Origin of the sequence: Halobacterium sp. BOL4-2 (genome assembly GCF_016917835.2) — an archaeon.
Taxonomy (GTDB): Archaea; Halobacteriota; Halobacteria; order Halobacteriales; family Halobacteriaceae; genus Halobacterium; species Halobacterium salinarum.
This window is the reverse complement of the sequence record NZ_CP070332.2, coordinates 229389-248311: the sequence shown is the minus strand read 5'-3', so window position 1 is coordinate 248311 and position 18923 is coordinate 229389. Positions and strand designations below refer to the sequence as shown.

Here is an 18923-nt window from a genome sequence, read left to right as displayed (position 1 = left end):
ACATTTTATGTCTACGGATCCGAATCTTAGTGTATTGTGACCGCTATATGTGGTCGCCGAGCAGCGGCGCGACGCGGTCGCGGGTCTCCTCGGGGATGGCCTCCGGGGGCGTGTTGACCGTGCCGTCGAGGCTGTGGCCGCAGTCGCAGTCGCGCTCGTCGGGCAGCGTCTCGATGGCGCGCTCGACGGTCGCCTTGATGGCGTCCTCGTTGGCGGCGGCGTTGGCGAGCACTTCGTCGAGCGTGACTTCGCTGTCCGCTTTCCAGACGTCGTAGTCGGTGACGCCGGCGACCGTCGCGTAACACATCTCCGCCTCCCGCGCGAGCTTCGCCTCGGGGATGGCGGTCATGCCGACGAGGTCCCAGCCCTGGGCCTTGTAGAACTCCGACTCGGCGCGCGTCGAGTACTGGGGGCCTTCGATGCAGACGTACGTGCCGCCCTGCTGGGTGTCGGCGTCGGTGGCGTCGGTGGCGGCGTCGTGGAGGTGCTCGACCATGTGCGGACAGTAGGGGTCCGCGAACGGCTGGTGGACGACGACGCCGTCACCGAAGAACGTCGCGTCGCGGTGGTTCGTCCGGTCGAAGATCTGGTCCGGGACGACCAGCGTCTGGGGGGACAGCTCGTCTCTGAGGCTGCCGACGGCGTTGGACGCGAGGATGCGCTCGACGCCGAGCTGCTTGAACGCGTAGATGTTGGCGCGGTACGGGAGGTTCGTCGGCGACCGCTGGTGGTCGGAGCCGTGGCGCGGCAGGAACGCCACCTCGGTGCCGGTGTCGCCGAACTCGCCGATGGTCACCGGCGCGCTCGGGTCGCCGTACGGCGTCGAAACGGCTGTTTCCCGGACGTCGTTCAGTGGCAGTGCGTCGTAGATGCCGGAACCGCCGATGAAGCCGATCACACCAGGATGTGAGCGGGCCCCACACCTAAACGATGCGGTGGCGGCCGGCGGGCGTCACACGAGCGCCCAGCGGTCGGCGTCGGTGGCGGCGAGCACGTCCCGGCGCACCATCTCGGAGCGGACTTCAGTGAGGCGGTCAGGCTGTGCGATCTCCATCTGGATGCGGTCGACGTCGTGGTAGTCCGCGAGCAGGTCGCGGATGCCGGCCGTGGTGTAGGGGCCGTCGTCGTCGGTGGCCATCACGCCGGCGATGATGTCGATCATGTCCTCGATGAAGTTCCAGGGGTAGACGATCCACGCCCACTCGTCGAGGCGTTCGCCCACGTAGTCGGGCTCGAAGGCGCTGGTCTGCAGCAACTGGAGGGTTGCCGTTCGGACCGCGTTGGCGTCCCGGTCTTGGACGTACTCGTGGGCGTGTTCGATGGAGCCGCCGGTGTCGGCGATGTCGTCGATGATGAGCACGTCCTTGTCTTCGACGGAGCCCTCCGGCATCGGGTACCGGACTTCGGGCTCGGCGGATTTCTCCGCGGTGCCGACGTAGTGCTCCATTTTCAGGCTCGTGAGGTCGTTCAGGCCGAGGAAGTCACAGAGACACCGGCCCGCGAACCAGCCGCCGCGGGCGAGCGCGACGACCACGTCGGGCTCGAAGTCGGCGGCTTTGACCTGGTCGCTGACGTCCCGGCAGAGTCCGTAAATATACTCCCAGTTGGTGATCGTGCAGTTGAAATCGTCCGGGAGGTCACTCATTGCGTGTCAGCACTCGCTCGCGTCGCTACTTAACGGTTTACAGGCCGGCCGAGCGGACCCTGGGCCCGAACCGAGCGCGCTCGGGCCCAGGAACGCAGAAGTGGCCTCCACCCGGGAGCGGGCGTATGACGGCACCACGACGGACCGCCTGCGGAGATCAGTCGGCGGCGGTCGTCGCGGCACTCGCAGGCTGGCTGGATCGGAGTGACGCCGCGGGGGGCCGGAGCGACGCGAGGAGGAAAACAGGCAAGCCCGAGGACCCCGAATCGGGGCCATGACCGAGACGCGAGCGCTGCTCGTGGACGCGTTCACCGACGACTCGTGTGCGGGCAACGCCGCGGGTGTGGTGCCGGACGCCGGGGGACTGACCGACGACCAGATGCAGGCGATCGCGGCCGAGCTCGGCGCCAGCGAGACGGCGTTTCTGCGGCCGAGCGACGCGGCCGACCGCCGACTCCGGTATTTCACACCGACCACTGAGGTCGACCTCTGTGGGCACGCGACCATCGCGAGTCACGCGCACCTGTACGACGACGGCGCGCTCGCCGCCGGCGAGCACACCCTGGAGACGAACGTCGGGGTGCTCGACATCGAGGTGGCCGAGGACGGGACCGTGTGGATGGCCCAGAACCCGCCGACGGTCCGCGAGGTGGAGCTGTCCTACGAGCGGGTCGCGGAGGCGACCGGGACCGAGGCGGCCGCGCTGCGGGGTGCCAGCGACGACATCCCGCTTGCGGTCGCCGACACCGGGCTGCCGTTCCTGATCGTGCCCATCACGTACCTCTCGGATCTCGGCGACGCCGACCCCGATTTCGATGCCGTCGAGGCGCTCGCCGACGACGTGGGCGCGGCGGGCGTCTACATGTTCTCGTTCGACGCGCTCGACCGGGCGTCGACGGCGCATGGGCGGGCGTGGGTGCCTGGTGTGGGCGTCGATGAGGACCCCGTGACGGGCACCGCGAGCGGGGCGGCGGGCGCGTATCTGGCGCGGTTCGGGGCGTTCGACGGGGACGCGCCGGATGAGATGGTGTTCGAGCAGGGGCATTTCGTGGATCGGCCGGGGCGGGTTCGGGTGCGGGTCGCTGGCGATGCGCCGATGGTCGGCGGGCGTGGCGTGTCGACGCTCGACGGGACGCTGGCGGTGCCGGCCGAGACCGAGGAGGAGATCCTGGAGGCGTAGTCAGTCGTCGTCGCGCTTGAGCTCGCGGAGTTCGCGGTTGGCCGACTGGAGGTCGGTCTGCATGTCCGAGAGGCGGTCGTCGAGCACGCTGACGATGTCGGATTTCACGCGTGCGGTGTCGAGGGTGTCGTCGAGTGCGTCCTCGTGGGCGGCAGTGAGCGTCGTGTACAGCGCCCAGGATGCGCCGAACCGGTAGATGACGACGCCGGCGGCCGCGAGCGCGAGCCCGGGAACGGCGTCAGCGAGGTGGGGGCCGGATGGGAGACCGTGTTCGAACGCGGGCTGTGCGAGGACCCCGCCGTAGCCGATGAGCGCGAGCGCGACGATGCCGAGGATCGTCGTGGCGAGGAAGTATTTGCTTGAGTGTGTGGCGGCGCGTTTCGCGTCCATGCGCGGTCTCACGGAGTGCGCCGGGTAAAACCCATCGAGTAGAAACGACAACTCGGTTCCGAGTACCATATGTCAGTTCTCCAGAGGGGTTCGGAATATTCATAGGGGCATTGCGTGACTGTACAGACGCCACATGGCTGTACGCTGGCTGGAAGACGTACGCGCCGACGACATCGACAGTGTCGGCGGCAAAGGGGCATCACTCGGCGAACTCACGGATGCCGGGCTCCCAGTCCCACCGGGCTTCGTCGTGACCGCCGGCACCTACCGGACGTTCATCGAGGAGGCAGGGATCGACCAGGAGCTGTTCGACGCGGTGGGCGTCGACGCCGAGGACTCCGACGCGCTCGCCGACGCCGCGGCGCACGCGAGCGACCTCATCCTGAACACCGACTTCCCGGCGAGTCTCCGCGAGGACATCCTCTCGTCGTACGACGCCCTCGACGACGGGGCGGCGTTCGTCGCGGTCCGGTCCTCGGCGACCGCCGAGGACCTCCCGGACGCGAGCTTCGCCGGCCAACAGGAGACGTTTCTCAACATCACGCGTGAGGCGCTGCTCGACCACGTGAAACGCTGCTGGGCGAGCCTGTTCACGGAGCGCGCGATCTACTACCGACAGGAACAGGGCTTCGATCACGACCGCGTGAACATCGCCGTCGTCGTCCAGCGCATGGTCGACGCGGAGAAATCCGGGGTGTTGTTCACCAGCCACCCCTCGACGGGCGCACACGAGGCCATCGTCGAGGCCGCCTGGGGGCTCGGCGAAGCGGTCGTCTCCGGGGCGGTGTCGCCGGACAACTACGTCGTCGACCGCGACACGGACACCGTCGAGGAGGCGACGGTCGCCGACAAGAAGGTGATGCACGTCAAGGACGACGACACCGGCGAGACCGTGTCCCGCGACGTGCCCGACCGGAAGCGCACCCAGCGCGTCCTCGACGACGCCGAGATCAGCGACCTGGTCACCATCGGGGAGCGCGTCGAAGCCCACTACGACGCCCCACAGGACGTGGAGTGGGCGATCGTCGACGGCGACGTGTACATGCTGCAGTCCCGGCCGATCACGACCATCGAGGACGACACCGACGGGGCGGTAGCGAACACCGACGGTGGTGGCGGCGACGGCGACGCCGTCGTCACCGGACTGGGCGCGAGCCCGGGTGTCGCGTCGGGGCCGGCACGCGTCGTCACGAGCCTCGACGAGCTCGACAAGATCGGCGAGGGCGACATCATCGCCACCGAGATGACGACCCCCGACATGGTGCCGGCGATGAAGCGGGCGGCGGGCATCGTCACCGACGAGGGCGGGATGACCAGTCACGCCGCCATCGTCTCCCGCGAACTCGGCTGTCCGGCGGTCGTCGGCGCGACGGACGCCACGGCCACGCTGTGCGACGATCAGGCGGTCACGCTCGACGGTGACCGTGGCGTCGTCCGCGACGGCCGCGAGGAGACCACCACCGAGCACGACCCCATCGAGGACGCGCGACCGACGACGCCGGTGAAGCCGATGACCGCCACCGAAGTCAAGGTCAACGTCTCCATCCCGGAGGCCGCCGAGCGCGCCGCCGCGACCGGTGCCGACGGGGTCGGGCTGCTCCGCATGGAGCACATGATCCTGTCCACGAACAAGACGCCCAAGCGGTATATCGACGACCACGGCGAGGACGCCTACGTCCAGGAGCTCGTCGACGGCATCCGGGGCGTCGCCGAGGAGTTCTACCCGCGGCCGGTGCGGGTTCGCACGCTCGACGCACCGACCGACGAGTTCCGGCAACTCGAAGGCGGCAACGACGAGCCCCACGAGCACAACCCGATGCTCGGCTACCGCGGGGTTCGGCGCAGCCTCGACCGCCCGGACGTGTTCAAACACGAGCTGTCGGCGTTCCGGCGGCTCTACGAGATGGGGTACGACAACGTGGAAGTGATGTTCCCCCTGGTCAACGACGCCCAGGACGTTGCGCGGGCCCGAGACCTGATGGCGGACGCCGGCATCGACGTCGAGAAGCGATCGTGGGGCGTCATGATCGAGACGCCGGCGGCCGCGCTCGCCATCGAGGAGATCGCACAGGAGGGCGTGGACTTCGCGAGCTTCGGTACGAACGACTTGACCCAGTACACGCTGGCCGTCGACCGCAACAACGGCAGCGTCGCCGACCGGTTCGACGAACTCCACCCGTCGGTGTTGACGCTCATCGAACGCACCATCGACGCCTGCCGCGAGCACGACGTCGCCACCAGCATCTGCGGGCAGGCCGGCTCGAAACCCGAGATGGTGGATTTCCTGGTGGAGACCGGCGTGTCCTCGATCTCCGCGAACATCGACGCCGTTCGCGACGTCCAACACGAGGTCAAGCGCGTCGAGCAGCGACTCCTGCTCGAGTCGGCCCGTGAGTGACCGCCGGGATTAGGGAGGCGCGGAACCGACACTGAGGGGATGCTCGTCCACCACGTCGTCTTCCTCGCGCTCGTCGCCGGGACGACGCTGTTGTTCGCGTCGCTGGCGGCACTGAACGTCCGGTACGCGGAGCGCACAGTCCGCGAGCGCAGCGCCTGGCTGGCCACGCATATCGGCGTCGACGACCCCGGGGAGCTGCTGGCGTACCACCGACTCGGGACGGCGGTGAGCCAACTCCGGTCGGTCGTGCTGGCCGGCGCTGTGTTGGGTGTCCTATACACCGGCGCGTTCGGGGCCGCCGTGGCGTTCGTCTACGACACCGTCGGCAGCGACGTGCTGGCCGGCGTCGCGCTGCTCGTGGGGGCGACGGTCGCCATGCAGGTGGCGCGCGTGCCGTTCGACGCCGTCGAGACGTTCGGCGTCGAGTCGGCGTTCGGGTTCAACGAGCAGTCGCCGGCGCTGTTCGCCCGGGACGCGCTGTTGAGCGCCGGGCTGGCGGGCGTGTTCGTCGCAGTGCTTGGCGGGGCCGTCCTGGTGGCTGTGGCGGCGCTCCCCGAGTGGTGGTTCGTCGCCGCGACCGGGATCGTGGGGGTGTTCCTGCTGGCCACGCAGGTGCTGGTGCCCCGGGTGGTGATGCCGTTGTTCTACGACTTCGACCCCGTCGACGAGGGCGGACTGCGGGACGCCATCGAGGACGTCTTCGACCGCGCGGGGTTCGCCTGCGAGCAGGTGTACGTCATGAACGCCTCGTCGCGGTCGGGGCACTCGAACGCGTTTTTCACGGGGTTCGGCGCGACCAAGCGGGTGGTGTTGTTCGACACGCTCATCGACCAGATGGGCGAAACGGAGCTTCAAGCCGTGCTTGCCCACGAGCTCGCCCACTGGAAGAACGGCCACATCTGGCAGACCATCGGGGCGGCCACGCTGCAGGCTGGGGTGGTGTTGTTCGTGGCGTCCCGGCTGCTCGATGCCGGCTGGCTGTACGGCATGTTCGGGGTGCCCGAGCAGCCCGCGGCCGGGCTGTTGCTTGCGGGGGTGTGGTTGCAGCCGCTGAGCCGGCTCACCGCGCCGCTACAGAACAGACTCTGGCTGGCAAACGAGCGGGAGGCCGACGCGTTCGCCGTGGACGTGATGGGGGACGGTGAACCGCTCGCGGACGCCCTGGGGGCGCTCACGAGCCAGAACCTCGGCAACCCGTTCCCGCATCCCTACTACGAGGCGTTCCACTACCAGCATCCGCCGGTGCCCGAGCGCATCCGGTATCTGACCGCGGCCGACAGCGGGGCCGCTGCGGAGCGGTCGGCGTGCCGAGAGCGGAACCGCTAAACGGCTGCTGTCGTTGCATGCGGGTATGACGCGTGGGGAAGCGCGGCGGCCGCCACAGGAGTTCGACCGGGTGCTGTCCTCGATGTGCACGACGCCGCATCCCGCGGCCCGCGAGGCTGCACAGGCGTTTCTGGCGACCAACCCGGGCGACCCGGAGACGTATCCGGCGGTGGCCGAACGCGAGCGCGACGCCGTTGCACTGCTCGGAGAGATCGTGGGGTTGTCGTCGCCACACGGCTACATCGCTGCCGGCGGCACGGAGGCGAACCTCCAGGCCGTCCGGGCCGCGCGCAACCGCGCCGACGCCGACGCCGTGAACGTGGTTGCGCCGGCGAGCGCGCATTTCAGCTTCCAGAAGGCCGCTGACGTGCTCGGCGTGGAGTTGCGGCTCGCGCCCACTGACGGGGATCACCGGGCGGACGTGGCTGCAGTGGCGGACCTCGTGGACGGCGACACCGCCGTGGTGGTCGGGGTGGCCGGAACGACCGAGTACGGGCGGGTGGACCCGATCCCGGCGCTGGCGGACATCGCAGCCGGGGTGGACGCGAACCTCCACGTCGACGCGGCCTGGGGTGGGTTCGTGTTGCCGTTCACCGACCACGACTGGAGCTTCGCCGACGCGCCGGTGGACACGATGGCCATCGACCCACACAAGATGGGGCAGGCACCGGTTCCCGCAGGGGGGTTTCTAGCGCGGGATCCCGAGACGCTGGACGCGCTCGCCATCGAGACGCCGTATTTGGAGTCCGACACCCAGCCGACGCTGGGCGGGACGCGGTCGGGGGCCGGCGTCGCGGGCGCGCTCGCCAGCCTGCGGGCGCTGTGGCCGGACGGCTACCGCGAGCAGTACGAGCGCACGCAGGGCAACGCTGAGTACCTCGCCGCGGAGCTCGCCGCCCGCGGGTACGACGTCGTCGACCCCGAGTTGCCGCTGGTCGCTGCCGACATGCCCGACGCCGAGTTCCAGGCGCTGCGCGAAGAGGGGTGGCGGATCTCCCGGACGGCGTCGGACGCGCTGCGCGTGGTCTGTATGCCCCACGTCACGCGGGAGATGCTGGCGGCGTTCCTGGACGACGTCGACGCGCTGGCGTGACCCTGGTGGGCAGTGACGCAATCAGCGGGCTTTAGGCCCGCGGCACGGCAACAGGGACACATGACAGACGAGGACTACCCCACGGACGATCCGGCGGTGGTGACCTGTGGGCTCCCCTATCCGACCGGGGACTTGCACATCGGCCACCTGCGGACGTACGTGAGCGGCGACGCGTTCAGTCGCGCGCTCCGAAAGCTCGGCCAGGAGACGGTGTTCGTCTCGGGGACGGACATGCACGGGACGCCGATCGCCGTCCAGGCCATCGAGGCCGGGGTTGGGCCGCTCGACCTCGGGCTGGAGCGCCACGAGCAGTACGCCGACACGTTCGAGGAGTTCAGCGTCGCGTTCGACACCTACGGCCACACCGACGAGGAGACCAACGTCGAGCTCACCAGGGAGTTCGTGGGGGCGTGGGAGGACAACGACCACGTCTACGAGACGGAGATCCAGGTGGCGTACGACCCCGACGCCGACCAGTGGCTGCCCGACCGGTACGTCGAGGGGACGTGTCCGTACTGCGGGGAGCACGCGCGCGGCGACGAGTGCGACGAGGGCTGCCAGCGCCACCTCGAACCGGGGGAGATCGAGGCGCCGGTGAGCACCATCACGGGCAACAGCGCGGAGTACCACGAGCGCGCGCACAAGTTCCTCCGGCTGTCGGACTTCCAGGAGTATCTGGAGGGGTTCATCAACCGGATGGAGGGGACGAACAACGCGAAAAACCAGCCCCGCGAGTGGATCGAGGGCGGGCTGGAGGATTTCTGCATCACGCGGGACCTCGACTGGGGGATCGACTACCCCGGGGAGGGTGGCGACGACCTCGTGTTGTACGTCTGGGTCGACGCCCCCATCGAGTACGTCGCCGCCACGAAGCAGTACTCCGAGCGCGTGGGCACCGAGGAGTTCGACTGGGCGTCCGTCTGGAAGGACGGCGACGGCGAGATCATCCACGTCATCGGCCGCGACATCATCCAGCACCACACCGTGTTCTGGCCGTCGATGCTGGCGGGCGCGGGCTACGCCGAGCCGCGGGCGGTGTGTGCGACCGGGTTCGTGAACATCGACGGGCGGGGGTTGTCGACGTCGAAGAACCGCGCCATCTGGGCGGCGGAGTACCTCGATGCGGGGTTCCATCCGGACCTGCTGCGGTATTACCTGGCGACCGCGAGCGGCTTCGAGCGCGACGTGAACTTCTCCTGGGAAGAGTTCGCGCAGCGCGTGAACACGGAGCTCGCGGACGCCGTGGGGAACTTCGCGTACCGGGCGCTGTTGTTCGCGAACCGGAACTTCGACGGCACCCCCCAGGAGGTCAGCCTCACGGACGACGTCGAGACGGAGATCGCGCAGGCGATGGACGACTACGAGGACGCGCTGAACGAGTACGATCTGCGGACCGCCGGCGAGCGCGCGGTGGCGCTGGCGCGGTTCGGCAACGAGTACATCCAGCACAACGAGCCGTGGAACCTCGACAGCGAGGCGGCCGCGCCGGTGATGCGGGACTGCGTGCAGCTCGTGAAGGCGGTTGCAGTGCTCCTGCAGCCGTTCCTGCCGGAGAAGACCGAGACCCTCTGGGCGCAGCTCGGTGAGGACGGGCGTGTGAGTGACGCGACGATCGCGGACTGCCTGCAGGCGCCGCCCGCGGAGTTCGGGGAGCCCGCGGAGCTGTTCGAGAAGATCGAGGACGACCGGGTCACCGAGCTCGACGAGGCGCTGGCCGCGAAGATCGAAGCTGCTAGTAGCGAGGACGCCGATGGGGAGGGTATGGCCGACGAGACAGCCGACGACGGGATCGAGCTCGAACCGCTTGCCGAGGACGATATCAGCTTCGAGGAGTTCCAGGCGCTGGATCTGCGGGTGGGGGAGGTCGTCGAGGCCGAGGGCATCGAGGGCGCTGACGATCTGGCGCGCCTCGAAGTCGACATCGGCCACGAGGTGCGCCAGATCGTCGCCGGCATCAAGCAGCTCCACGACCTCGACGCGCTGCCGGGGACGCGGGTGGTGGTGGTGGCGAACATGGAGCCGTCGGAGCTGTTCGGCGTGGAATCCAACGGCATGGTGTTGGCGGCCGGGGAGGACGCCGACCTGCTGACGACCCACGAGGACAGCGAGCCCGGCACGAAGGTGATGTAGGGCGGGCGGCCACCGCCCCGCACGCGAATGGAACTCAGTATCGAGTAAAGAGCGTGGGTTTTTGCCGGGCGGCGGTGTACCGTCGCGTATGAGAAACGCGAAGATCGTCTGTACGCTCGGCCCCGCGACCAACGACGACGCGTCGGTGCGGGCGCTCGCGGACGCCGGCATGACGGTAGCACGGATCAACGCCAGCCACGGCGACGCGGCCGCGCGCCGGGAGCTCATCGAGACCACGCGGGCCGTCGACGCCCAGACCGACAAGCCGCTTGCGGTGATGCTCGACACCCAAGGCCCGGAGGTCAGGACCGCACCGATCGACGACGACGGCACCATCCACATCGAAACCGGCAGCGACGTGGCGTTCGTCGAGGGCGACACCGCGACCCCCGATCGGATCGGGATCTCCACCAGCATCGCGGCCGCCGAACCCGGTGACACGGTGTTGCTCGACGACGGCCGCATCGAGGCCGACGTCGACCGCGTCGCCGGCGACACGGTGCACGCCACCGTGGTGTCCGGCGGGAGCCTCGGCAGCCGGAAGGGCGTCAACGTGCCGGGCGTCGAGCTGGACGTGGACGTCGTCACCGAGAAGGACCGCCGCGATCTGGCGTTGGCCGCCGAGCTGGACGTCGATTACGTGGCGGCGAGCTTCGTCCGGGACGCCGACGACGTGTTGGCCGTCAACCGCGTCCTGGAGTCCCACGGTGCCGACATCCCCATCGTGGCGAAGATCGAGCGGGCGGGTGCCGTGGAGAACCTGGACGGCATCATCGACGCCGCCCAGGGCGTGATGGTGGCGCGCGGCGATCTCGGCGTGGAGTGTCCGATGGAGGACGTGCCGATGATCCAAAAGCGCATCATCGCGCAGTGCCGGGACGCGGGGGTGCCGGTGATCACCGCGACCGAGATGCTGGACTCGATGGTGCACGCCCGGCGTCCGACGCGCGCGGAGGCCAGCGACGTGGCCAACGCGGTCCTGGACGGCACCGACGGCGTGATGTTGTCCGCGGAGACCGCAGTGGGGGACAACCCCACGCGGGTTGTCGAGACGATGGACCGCATCGTGCGGGAGGTCGAAGGCAGCGCGGAGTACAGCGAGCGCCAGGAGCAGGCGGTGCCGACGGCCGACGGGACGGCGAAGACGGACGCGTTGGCGCGGTCGGCGCGGTATCTGGCCCGCGACATCGACGCCAGCGCGGTGGTGGTGGCCTCCGAGTCGGGGTACACCGCCCGGAAGGCCGCGAAGTTCCGGCCCAGCGTCCCGGTGGTCTGTGCGACGCCGTCCCACGACGTGCGCCGGCAGCTCGCGCTCAACTGGGGGGTCCACGCCAACTACGCGGCGGTCGCGGAGGGCGACGCGACGACGGTCGTCGAGCGCGCGGTGCAGGCGGCCGTCGACTCCGGCGTGGTGGCGAGCGGCGACACCGTGGTGGTGCTCGTGGGCATGATGACGGAGCTTGAGGGCGCATCGACGACGAACACGCTGAAAGTGCACGTGGCCGCGGAGACGCTCTCGACCGGGCGGGCGGTCGTCGACGGGCGGACGACCGGCCGGACGTACCGTGCCGACAGCGGGGATCTCAGCGACGCCCCGGAGAACGCGGTGGTGCTGTTGGCGCACGGGTTCGACGGCGAGTTCGACGGCGACCTCTCGAAGATCGGGGCGATCGTGAGCGCGGACGCCGGGCTGACCGGGTATCCGGCGGTGATCGCGCGCGAACTCGACGTGCCGATGGTCGGCGATGTCGACGTGGACGCGGTGCCGGCTGGCGATCTGGTGACCGTGGACGGCGAGCGCGGCGTCGTCTACGAGGCGGATCAGTGACCCCGATGCTTTTGGCCGTTGACGGCCAACCCGGGGTATGAGTCAGACGGACGACGACCGCGAGTGGCGGTTCACGCTGAACGAGGTGGGCGAGGACGCCACCACCAGCCCGGAGACGATCGAAGCGGGGTCGCCGGCCGCGGAGAACGTGGCGTTTTTCGTGCTCGGCGTCGCCACGATGGTGGGCGCGATCGGCCTGCTGTTGTTCGGGTAACGGTTTTCACTGCGGTAGCCTAACGCACGGGTATGGAGGGCGTGTTCGGTCAGTCGCTGTCGTTCGTGCTCGTGGTGATCGGGGCGGTGTTATGCATCGCCGAGGCGTTGGCACCCGGCGCGCACCTCATCGTGTTGGGCGTGGCGTTGCTCGCCGCCGGGCTGGCCGGGATGTTCGTGTTGTCCGGCGCGACGGCGTTCCAGCTCGCCGGCCTGGTGTTAGTGGTGGGGATGGTGGCGCTGTACGTCTACCGCTACTACGAGATCTACGAGGGCACGGGTAGCGGGCAGACCCAGTCCTCAAGCGACCTGCGCGGAAAGCGCGGGTACGTCGTCGACCCCGTGACTCCGCGTGAGGGGCGCGTCGACCTCGAACACGGCGGCTTCGATTCGTCGTACGCGGCGCGCACGACGACCGGCACGATTCCAGCGGACACCGAGGTCGTGGTGGTGGATCCGGGCGGCGGGAACGTGGTGACCGTCGAGCCGGTCGCTGACGCCGCAGCCACGGGCAACGACGCCGAAGACGGGGTCCCGGGCTGAGGCGAACACTTATTGTGTAGTCGCCGGACGGTTGAGACGATGTATACAGCACTCAGTGTCGGCACCGCTGGCGCGGCGGCCGCCGACGCGCTCCCGGCAGCGATCTTCGGCGGATCGTTGACGACGGTGGTCGGGCTGTTGTTGCTCGTGTTACTCGCGGTGGTCGTCTACGAGACGGTGCAGATCGTCGACGCCTACGAGAAGCAGGCGCTGACGGTGTTCGGCGAATACCGGGGGTTGCTCGAACCCGGGATCAACGTCATTCCGCCGTTCGTCTCCCGGACGTACACCTTCGACATGCGCACGCAGACGATCGACGTGCCCCGCCAGGAAGCCATCACGCGGGACAACTCCCCGGTGACCGCGGACGCGGTCGTGTACATCCGGGTTCGGGACGCCAAGCGCGCGTTCCTGGAGGTCGACGACTACAAGACCGCCGTGTCGAACCTCGCGCAGACGACGCTGCGGGCGGTGCTGGGTGACATGGAGCTCGACGACACGCTGAACAAGCGCCAGGAGATCAACTCCCGGATCCGCACGGAGCTCGACGAGCCCACCGACGAGTGGGGGATCCGCGTCGAGAGCGTGGAGGTCCGTGAGGTCAATCCGAGCCAGGAGGTCCAGCAGGCAATGGAGCAACAGACCAGCGCGGAGCGCCGCCGCCGCGCGATGATCCTGGAGGCCCAGGGTGAACGGCAGTCCGCCATCGAGAACGCCCAGGGTGACAAGCAGTCGAACATCATCCGGGCGCAGGGGGAAAAGCAGTCCCAGATCCTCGAAGCCCAGGGGGACGCCATCTCGACGGTGCTCCGTGCGAAGTCCGCGGAGTCGATGGGCGAGCGCGCCATCATCGAGAAAGGAATGGAGACCCTGGAGGGGATCGGCGAGGGCGAGTCCAACACGTTCGTGCTCCCCCAGGAGGTCACGAGCCTCGTCGGCCGGTACGGCAAACACCTCGCGGGCAGCGATGTCGGCGACGGTGGCTCCGATCTGGAGAGCATGGCCTTCGACGAGGAGACGCGCGAACTCATCGGCCTGGACAACATCGACGAGATCCTGAACCAGATCACCGAGGAGGCGGACGTCGACCCCGCGGACTTGGAGGAGAAGGCCGAGGCGGTGCAGCGCGGCGAGGACGCGGGACTGCAGGACGCCGGCGAGGTGATCGAAGAGATGGACGCGGAACTCGACGACGGCACCGAAGACACCGGCGCGTAGCGCGGCGCTGGCGGTACGGAACACTTTTGTTCACAGCTATCATACAGCGATTTGAATGGGTGTCGACGAGGACAAGCGCGCGACCCTGCGTCGGTTCGCGGCGGTGGGTGCGGCGGGGCCACTGGCGCGACTGGCGGGCGGTGATTCCGACGACGACGACGGGGCGTCGGGAAGTGACGTCCGGGACGCGATCACGGGCTACCTGGCGAGGACGCCGGGCGCACACTTCTCGAAGCTCCGGGACGATCTCCAACTGGGGACGGGGGAAACCCAACACCACCTGCGGCGGCTGTGTGCGGACGGCGTCGTCGAAAGCGTCCGCGACGGGGAGTACAAGCGGTTCTACCCCGCCGGCCGGTTCTCGGCGTTCGAGCGGCGCGCGCTGGGGTATCTGCGCCGGGAGACCGCGCGCGGGATGATCCGTGAGTTGCTGTCGAACCCTGACGCGTCGGCGGGCGCTGTCGCCGATGCGCTGGACGTGTCACCCGCGACGGTGAGCAAGTACGGCGCCGAGTTAGAGGCGGCGGGCGTGCTTTCGCGGGCGGACGGCTACGAGATCCAGGAGCCGGAGACGCTCGTTGTGTTGCTCGTGCGGTACGCCGACTCCTTCGACGCGGCGACGGTGGCGTTCGCCAGTGAGGCCGCGTCGATGGTCAGCTACGATCCGTAGCGCGCGGAGCTACGCGCTGGCGACTTTCCACGTGGTCGAGGAGGAGTACCCCCACCGCTCCACGTCGAGGTCGTGATCGGCGTCCTCGATGGCGGGCATGTTCGCACCGACTTCTTTCGCCGAGAGATCGAGTTCGTCGCCGATGAGCCGCGATTTGAAGTACGTGCGCTCGTCGGCGTGGTCCTGCAGGTACGAGAGGATGCGGTGCTGTTTCGGGGTGAGTGTCCGGCTCGCCGCCGTGGTCGCGCTCATGAGTGGGTAGACGGTGTGTCGACCCAAGAGGGATTTGGTACGGCTGGTAAAACCCGTCGCCGTCCTGCGATTCTGCGGGGTCCAGTGGGGGCGCACGACCGGGAAAACCGCCGGCGTTGGTAGACACTGGAAAGGACGCGTCCCGGGCTGTGAGCGCGTGGATACAGAAGGTACTTACAGTGAGCTAGCCGACAGTGCTGGCAATGAGCGAGACGGCCGTCGAGGTGAGTGTCGTGCTGCCGGCGTACAACGAGGCCGACACCATCGACGCGACGGTGCACACCACGGTGGAGACGCTCGCCGGGTTTCTGCCCGCGGGCAGCTTCGAGGTCATCGTGGCCGAGGACGGCTGTGACGACGACACGCCGGCGCGTGCCGACGCGCTGGCCGCCGAGCAGCCCGCGGTGCGACACCTACACAGCGAACAGCGGTTGGGGCGTGGCGGGGCGTTGAACGCCGCGTTCGACGTGGCGGACGGCGACACGCTGGTGTATTTCGATACGGATCTGGCGACGGACATGCGCCACCTCGAAACGCTCGTGGAGCGCGTGCGCACGGGGTCGGCCGACGTCGCCACTGGGTCGCGGTGGATGCCCGGCGAGACCGCCGATCGGCCGGCGAAGCGCGGCATCCCCTCCCGGGTGTTCAACGGGGCGGTGCGGACGCTGCTGGGGTCGACGGTTCGGGACCACCAGTGTGGGTTCAAGGCGCTCAGCCGGTCGGCGTTCGAGGCGCTGGTCGACGACGTGGCCGACGAGCATTGGTTCTGGGACACGGAGCTGCTCGTCCGGGCGCAGCGCCAGGGGTTCGACGTCGAGGAGTTCGCCGTCGACTGGACGCCGAAAGGCGACTCGAAAGTCGATCTGGTGCGCGACGTCTTCGGCATGGGGAGCCAGATCCTGCGGTGTTTCTGGGAGTTCTCCGTGCGTCCGTACGCCAACCGGCGGACGGGGTTGGCGGTGGGCAGCCTGCTGTCGGTGGTCGCGTTCGCGTTGATGTTCGTCTACATCGACGTGGAGGCGTTCGTCGACGCGGTGGCGAACGCCGATCCGGTGTTCGTTGCGGCGGGCGCGGTCGTGTACGCGCTGTCGTGGCCGCTGCGGGGGCGTCGCTACGGCGACATCCTGGCGGAGCTCGGCTACCGCGAGGACGTGTGGTTTCTCACGGGCGCGGTGTTCATCAGTCAGACCGGGAACCTCGTGATCCCCGCGCGGGCGGGTGACGCCATCCGCGCCTACGTCGTGAAAGCGCGGCGCAGCGTGCCCTACACCACGGGGTTCGCGTCGTTGGCGGTCGAACGGGTGTTCGACTTGCTGACGATCACCGTGCTTGCGGGGGGTGTGCTGGTCGCGCTGTCGGCGTTCGCGCCGTCGACGGTGACCGAGTTGGCCGCGACCGCAACCGGAGACAGCCTCAGCGGGCCGGCGTCGGCGGCCGTCCAGCAGGCGACCGTGGTGTCGACGGTCGTCGGCGCGGTCGCGGTGAGCACGGTCGCCGTGATCGTGTGGTCGGCGCGGACCGACACCAACTACGCGCGCCGCGTGGTGGCGTGGACCAGCGACGACTCCTACGTGGAGCTCGTGGCGAGCGTCGTCGAGCAGTTCGTCGGCGACATCCAGCAGGTCGCGGTGAACGGCCGGGCGTTCGCGTGGATCGGCGTCTCGAGCGTCGTCATCTGGACGATCGACGTGGCGACGGCGTTGCTGGTGTTCGTGGCCTTCGGGCTCGACCTCTCGGCGGTGGGGCTGGTCGCGGTCGGGTTCTTCGCCGTGAGCGTCGGCAACCTCTCGAAGGTGATCCCGGGGCCGCCCGGCGGGGTCGGCGTCTACGAGGCCGCGTTCGCCGCCATCGTGTCGACGCTGTTGCCGGTGTCGTTCGGGACGGCGGTGGGGATCGCCATCGTGGATCACATCGTGAAAAACGTCGTGACCGTGGCGGGCGGCGCGGTGTCGATGATGACGCTGAACGTGTCGCTGACCGAGGCCGTGGACGGGCGTGATGCCGACCTCGGCGCGGACCGGGAGTCGGCGGTGGGCGTCGACGACTGAGTCAGGTGGCGTGGAGCTGGTCGGCGAGCAGTTCGATGCCGTCGATCAGCCGGGGACTCGGCTGGTTCAGGAGGCTGTCGTCGACGACGTGGACGGCGGCGTCGAGGTCCCAGCGTGTGGCCGGGTCGGCGTCGGTCTGCCGGCCGGCACCACAGATGTGGACCACAACGTGGTCGGGAGCGGCGGCGCGCACAGCCGCGGCGTCGACCTCGTGGGAGCGGGCACCGGCATCGACGAACGGGTAGTGCCCGCCGGCCGCGTCGACGGCGTCGGGCACCCAGTTGCCGGCTGCCATCGGCGGGTCCGCCCACTCCTCGCAGTAGACGGTCGGCCCGTCCGCCGGGGTGGCGTCACGGACGCCGGCGAGGCGTCGCCGACAATCGGCGGCGAGCGCGTCGCCGGCGTCGGGCCGCCCGACGGCGTCGCCGATGTCGGCGAACGACGCGAGCACGTCGTCGAGTGTCGCTGGTGCGGTGTGGTGGACGTCGAACCCGCGGCTCCGGAGGGCGTCCCGGATCTCGGCCTGGAGGGCGTCGCTGGTCAGGACGACGTCCGGGTCGAGGTCGACGACGCGGTCGTAGTCGGGGGTCAGCCAGCCCCCGACGGCCGGCGTGTCGGGGGCGTCGCAGTGGGTTGTCGTGCCGACCAGGCGGTCGGACGCGCCCAGGGCGGTGACGACGGCGGTGGCGCTGGGTGCAAGCGAGACGACGCGCATACGTGGGTGTGGCGTGGCGGGCGGAAAACGCTCGTGGTGGCGGTTCCCGGGGCGGCGTGTGATCGGTCAAACGAAACCCTATAATAATAGTTCCTAAACAATACGTTAGTTCCGGCGCGGCGCTGGCGAACAGATCGAGCACCGCCGCGCCCGCATGCGGCTGTGTCTGTCGGCCTAGCGGCCGTGTTGTCTCATCCCGGACCGCGACCGAATACACAACTGTTAAGAGGGAACTGGGTAAATAACTTGGCTACGACTCATCCGGGTTTTTCCGGGGGGCTGTACGCTACATGACAGACGCACGAATGCGTTCCCGAGAGCAGGAGCGCACGGACGAGACGGAATCGGAATCGACGGACGGCTGCCCAGAGTGCGGTGGCCTCGTGGTCAACGACGAGGAGCACGGCGAGTCGGTGTGTGCCGACTGTGGGCTGGTCGTCGAGGAGGACGGCATCGACCGCGGCCCCGAGTGGCGCGCGTTCGACTCCAAGGAGAAAGACGAGAAATCCCGCGTCGGTGCCCCGACCACGAACACGATGCACGACAAGGGGCTGTCGACGAACATCGACTGGCGGGACAAGGACGCCTACGGGAACAGTCTCTCCAGCAACCAGCGCCAGAAGATGCAGCGCCTGCGCAAGTGGAACGAGCGCTTCCGCACCCGGGACGCCAAAGAGCGCAACCTCAAGCAGGCGCTCGGCGAGATCGACCGGATGGCCTCCGCGCTCGGGCTGCCGGACAACGTCCGGGAGACCGCCTCGGTGATCTACCGCCGCGCGCTTGAGGACGACCTGCTGCCCGGGCGCTCCATCGAGGGCGTCGCCACGTCCTGCGTGTACGCCGCCGCGCGCCAGGCCGGCGTTCCCCGCAGCCTCGACGAGATCGCCGACGTGTCCCGCGTCGAGAAGGCCGAGATCGCGCGCACGTACCGCTACGTCGTCCGCGAGCTCGGCCTGGAGGTCGCGCCCGCCGACCCCGAGAGCTACGTGCCGCGGTTCGCAAGCGACCTCGGGCTCAGCGACGAGGCCTCCCATCGCGCCCGCGAGCTCCTGAAGACGGCCAAAGACAAGGGCGTCCACTCCGGCAAGTCGCCGGTCGGGCTCGCCGCCGCAGCGGTGTACGCCGCGGCGCTGCTGACGAACGAGAAGACGACGCAGGCGAAAGTCTCGGAGGTCGCGGACATCTCCGAGGTCACCATCCGCAACCGCTACCACGAGCTGCTGGAGGCCGAAGACACCATTCCGGTGTAGACGTCACACCCCGCTCGGAGGTGT

Annotated in this window: 17 protein-coding genes; 12 read left to right on the top strand and 5 right to left on the bottom strand. The window is 69.0% G+C overall.

Features of this window, described 5'->3' with window-relative positions; all coding sequences use genetic code 11:
- Positions 1–43: 43 nt before the first annotated feature.
- Positions 44–898, bottom strand: a complete 855-nt coding sequence (mtnP, locus tag JRZ79_RS14450; protein ID WP_205251444.1) for an S-methyl-5'-thioadenosine phosphorylase — start codon at positions 896–898, stop codon at positions 44–46.
- Positions 899–952: 54 nt separating this feature from the next.
- Positions 953–1645 (bottom strand): phosphoribosyltransferase, encoded by a 693-nt coding sequence (locus JRZ79_RS14445; protein WP_010902203.1) that lies wholly within the window; start codon positions 1643–1645, stop codon positions 953–955.
- A gap of 274 nt (positions 1646–1919) precedes the next feature.
- On the opposite strand from JRZ79_RS14445, the gene JRZ79_RS14440 reads away from it, so the two are divergent.
- Entirely contained in the window at positions 1920–2825 is a 906-nt protein-coding gene (locus JRZ79_RS14440; protein ID WP_010902202.1) for a PhzF family phenazine biosynthesis protein, read from the top strand.
- Here JRZ79_RS14440 and JRZ79_RS14435 read toward each other — a convergent pair whose 3' ends face one another.
- Positions 2826–3215: a hypothetical protein gene (locus JRZ79_RS14435; protein ID WP_010902201.1), complete on the bottom strand. Its 390-nt coding sequence runs from the start codon at positions 3213–3215 to the stop codon at positions 2826–2828.
- Between the two features lie 133 nt (positions 3216–3348).
- Between JRZ79_RS14435 and ppsA the strand changes: the two genes are divergently transcribed.
- The 9 genes from ppsA to JRZ79_RS14390 all read left to right on the top strand — a co-directional run bounded on the left by ppsA (position 3349) and on the right by JRZ79_RS14390 (position 14634).
- Positions 3349–5613, top strand: coding sequence for a pyruvate, water dikinase (ppsA, locus tag JRZ79_RS14430; protein ID WP_205251441.1), 2265 nt, complete (start codon positions 3349–3351; stop codon positions 5611–5613).
- A gap of 39 nt (positions 5614–5652) precedes the next feature.
- Positions 5653–6939 (top strand): M48 family metallopeptidase, encoded by a 1287-nt coding sequence (locus tag JRZ79_RS14425; RefSeq protein ID WP_205252417.1) that lies wholly within the window; start codon positions 5653–5655, stop codon positions 6937–6939.
- Between the two features lie 25 nt (positions 6940–6964).
- Positions 6965–8032: a tyrosine decarboxylase MfnA gene (gene mfnA / locus JRZ79_RS14420; protein ID WP_205251439.1), complete on the top strand. Its 1068-nt coding sequence runs from the start codon at positions 6965–6967 to the stop codon at positions 8030–8032.
- A gap of 60 nt (positions 8033–8092) precedes the next feature.
- Complete coding sequence (gene metG, locus JRZ79_RS14415) at positions 8093–10162, top strand: methionine--tRNA ligase (protein WP_205252416.1); 2070 nt, start codon at positions 8093–8095, stop codon at positions 10160–10162.
- An 88-nt stretch (positions 10163–10250) separates the two neighbouring features.
- Positions 10251–11990: a pyruvate kinase gene (gene pyk, locus JRZ79_RS14410; RefSeq protein ID WP_010902196.1), complete on the top strand. Its 1740-nt coding sequence runs from the start codon at positions 10251–10253 to the stop codon at positions 11988–11990.
- A 37-nt stretch (positions 11991–12027) separates the two neighbouring features.
- Complete coding sequence (locus JRZ79_RS14405; RefSeq protein ID WP_010902195.1) at positions 12028–12204, top strand: hypothetical protein; 177 nt, start codon at positions 12028–12030, stop codon at positions 12202–12204.
- 32 nt (positions 12205–12236) lie between these two features.
- The gene (locus JRZ79_RS14400) at positions 12237–12746 is read left to right on the top strand and encodes an NfeD family protein (protein ID WP_205252415.1); all 510 of its coding nucleotides are present in this window, start codon (positions 12237–12239) and stop codon (positions 12744–12746) included.
- 39 nt (positions 12747–12785) lie between these two features.
- Positions 12786–13964, top strand: a complete 1179-nt coding sequence (locus tag JRZ79_RS14395) for an SPFH domain-containing protein (RefSeq protein WP_010902193.1) — start codon at positions 12786–12788, stop codon at positions 13962–13964.
- A gap of 55 nt (positions 13965–14019) precedes the next feature.
- Positions 14020–14634, top strand: coding sequence for a winged helix-turn-helix transcriptional regulator (locus JRZ79_RS14390; protein WP_205251437.1), 615 nt, complete (start codon positions 14020–14022; stop codon positions 14632–14634).
- A gap of 9 nt (positions 14635–14643) precedes the next feature.
- On the opposite strand, the gene JRZ79_RS14385 is transcribed toward JRZ79_RS14390, so the two are convergent.
- Positions 14644–14886 (bottom strand): hypothetical protein, encoded by a 243-nt coding sequence (locus JRZ79_RS14385; RefSeq protein ID WP_010902191.1) that lies wholly within the window; start codon positions 14884–14886, stop codon positions 14644–14646.
- Positions 14887–15089: 203 nt separating this feature from the next.
- On the opposite strand from JRZ79_RS14385, the gene JRZ79_RS14380 reads away from it, so the two are divergent.
- Positions 15090–16934, top strand: a complete 1845-nt coding sequence (locus JRZ79_RS14380) for a flippase-like domain-containing protein (protein ID WP_205252414.1) — start codon at positions 15090–15092, stop codon at positions 16932–16934.
- 1 nt (position 16935) lies between these two features.
- Here the strand turns inward: JRZ79_RS14380 and JRZ79_RS14375 are convergent, their stop codons facing one another.
- Positions 16936–17649 carry a cobalamin-binding protein gene (locus JRZ79_RS14375; RefSeq protein ID WP_205252413.1) on the bottom strand — a complete coding sequence of 238 codons (714 nt, stop codon included), beginning with the start codon at positions 17647–17649 and terminating at the stop codon, positions 16936–16938.
- A gap of 290 nt (positions 17650–17939) precedes the next feature.
- On the opposite strand from JRZ79_RS14375, the gene JRZ79_RS14370 reads away from it, so the two are divergent.
- Complete coding sequence (locus tag JRZ79_RS14370; protein ID WP_010902188.1) at positions 17940–18899, top strand: transcription initiation factor IIB; 960 nt, start codon at positions 17940–17942, stop codon at positions 18897–18899.
- The last annotated feature ends 24 nt before the right edge of the window (positions 18900–18923 follow it).

Excerpts from the sequence above, each read along its gene's own strand:
- JRZ79_RS14445 (WP_010902203.1), bottom strand. The coding sequence starts at position 1,645 with ATGAGTGACCTCCCGGACGATTTCAACTGCACGATCACCAACTGGGAG.
- JRZ79_RS14440 (WP_010902202.1), top strand. The coding sequence starts at position 1,920 with ATGACCGAGACGCGAGCGCTGCTCGTGGACGCGTTCACCGACGACTCG.
- JRZ79_RS14435 (WP_010902201.1), bottom strand. The coding sequence starts at position 3,215 with ATGGACGCGAAACGCGCCGCCACACACTCAAGCAAATACTTCCTCGCC.
- ppsA (WP_205251441.1), top strand. The coding sequence starts at position 3,349 with ATGGCTGTACGCTGGCTGGAAGACGTACGCGCCGACGACATCGACAGT.
- JRZ79_RS14425 (WP_205252417.1), top strand. The coding sequence starts at position 5,653 with ATGCTCGTCCACCACGTCGTCTTCCTCGCGCTCGTCGCCGGGACGACG.
- mfnA (WP_205251439.1), top strand. The coding sequence starts at position 6,965 with ATGACGCGTGGGGAAGCGCGGCGGCCGCCACAGGAGTTCGACCGGGTG.
- metG (WP_205252416.1), top strand. The coding sequence starts at position 8,093 with ATGACAGACGAGGACTACCCCACGGACGATCCGGCGGTGGTGACCTGT.
- pyk (WP_010902196.1), top strand. The coding sequence starts at position 10,251 with ATGAGAAACGCGAAGATCGTCTGTACGCTCGGCCCCGCGACCAACGAC.
- JRZ79_RS14405 (WP_010902195.1), top strand. The coding sequence starts at position 12,028 with ATGAGTCAGACGGACGACGACCGCGAGTGGCGGTTCACGCTGAACGAG.
- JRZ79_RS14400 (WP_205252415.1), top strand. The coding sequence starts at position 12,237 with ATGGAGGGCGTGTTCGGTCAGTCGCTGTCGTTCGTGCTCGTGGTGATC.
- JRZ79_RS14395 (WP_010902193.1), top strand. The coding sequence starts at position 12,786 with ATGTATACAGCACTCAGTGTCGGCACCGCTGGCGCGGCGGCCGCCGAC.
- JRZ79_RS14390 (WP_205251437.1), top strand. The coding sequence starts at position 14,020 with ATGGGTGTCGACGAGGACAAGCGCGCGACCCTGCGTCGGTTCGCGGCG.
- JRZ79_RS14385 (WP_010902191.1), bottom strand. The coding sequence starts at position 14,886 with ATGAGCGCGACCACGGCGGCGAGCCGGACACTCACCCCGAAACAGCAC.
- JRZ79_RS14380 (WP_205252414.1), top strand. The coding sequence starts at position 15,090 with ATGAGCGAGACGGCCGTCGAGGTGAGTGTCGTGCTGCCGGCGTACAAC.
- JRZ79_RS14375 (WP_205252413.1), bottom strand. The coding sequence starts at position 17,649 with ATGCGCGTCGTCTCGCTTGCACCCAGCGCCACCGCCGTCGTCACCGCC.
- JRZ79_RS14370 (WP_010902188.1), top strand. The coding sequence starts at position 17,940 with ATGACAGACGCACGAATGCGTTCCCGAGAGCAGGAGCGCACGGACGAG.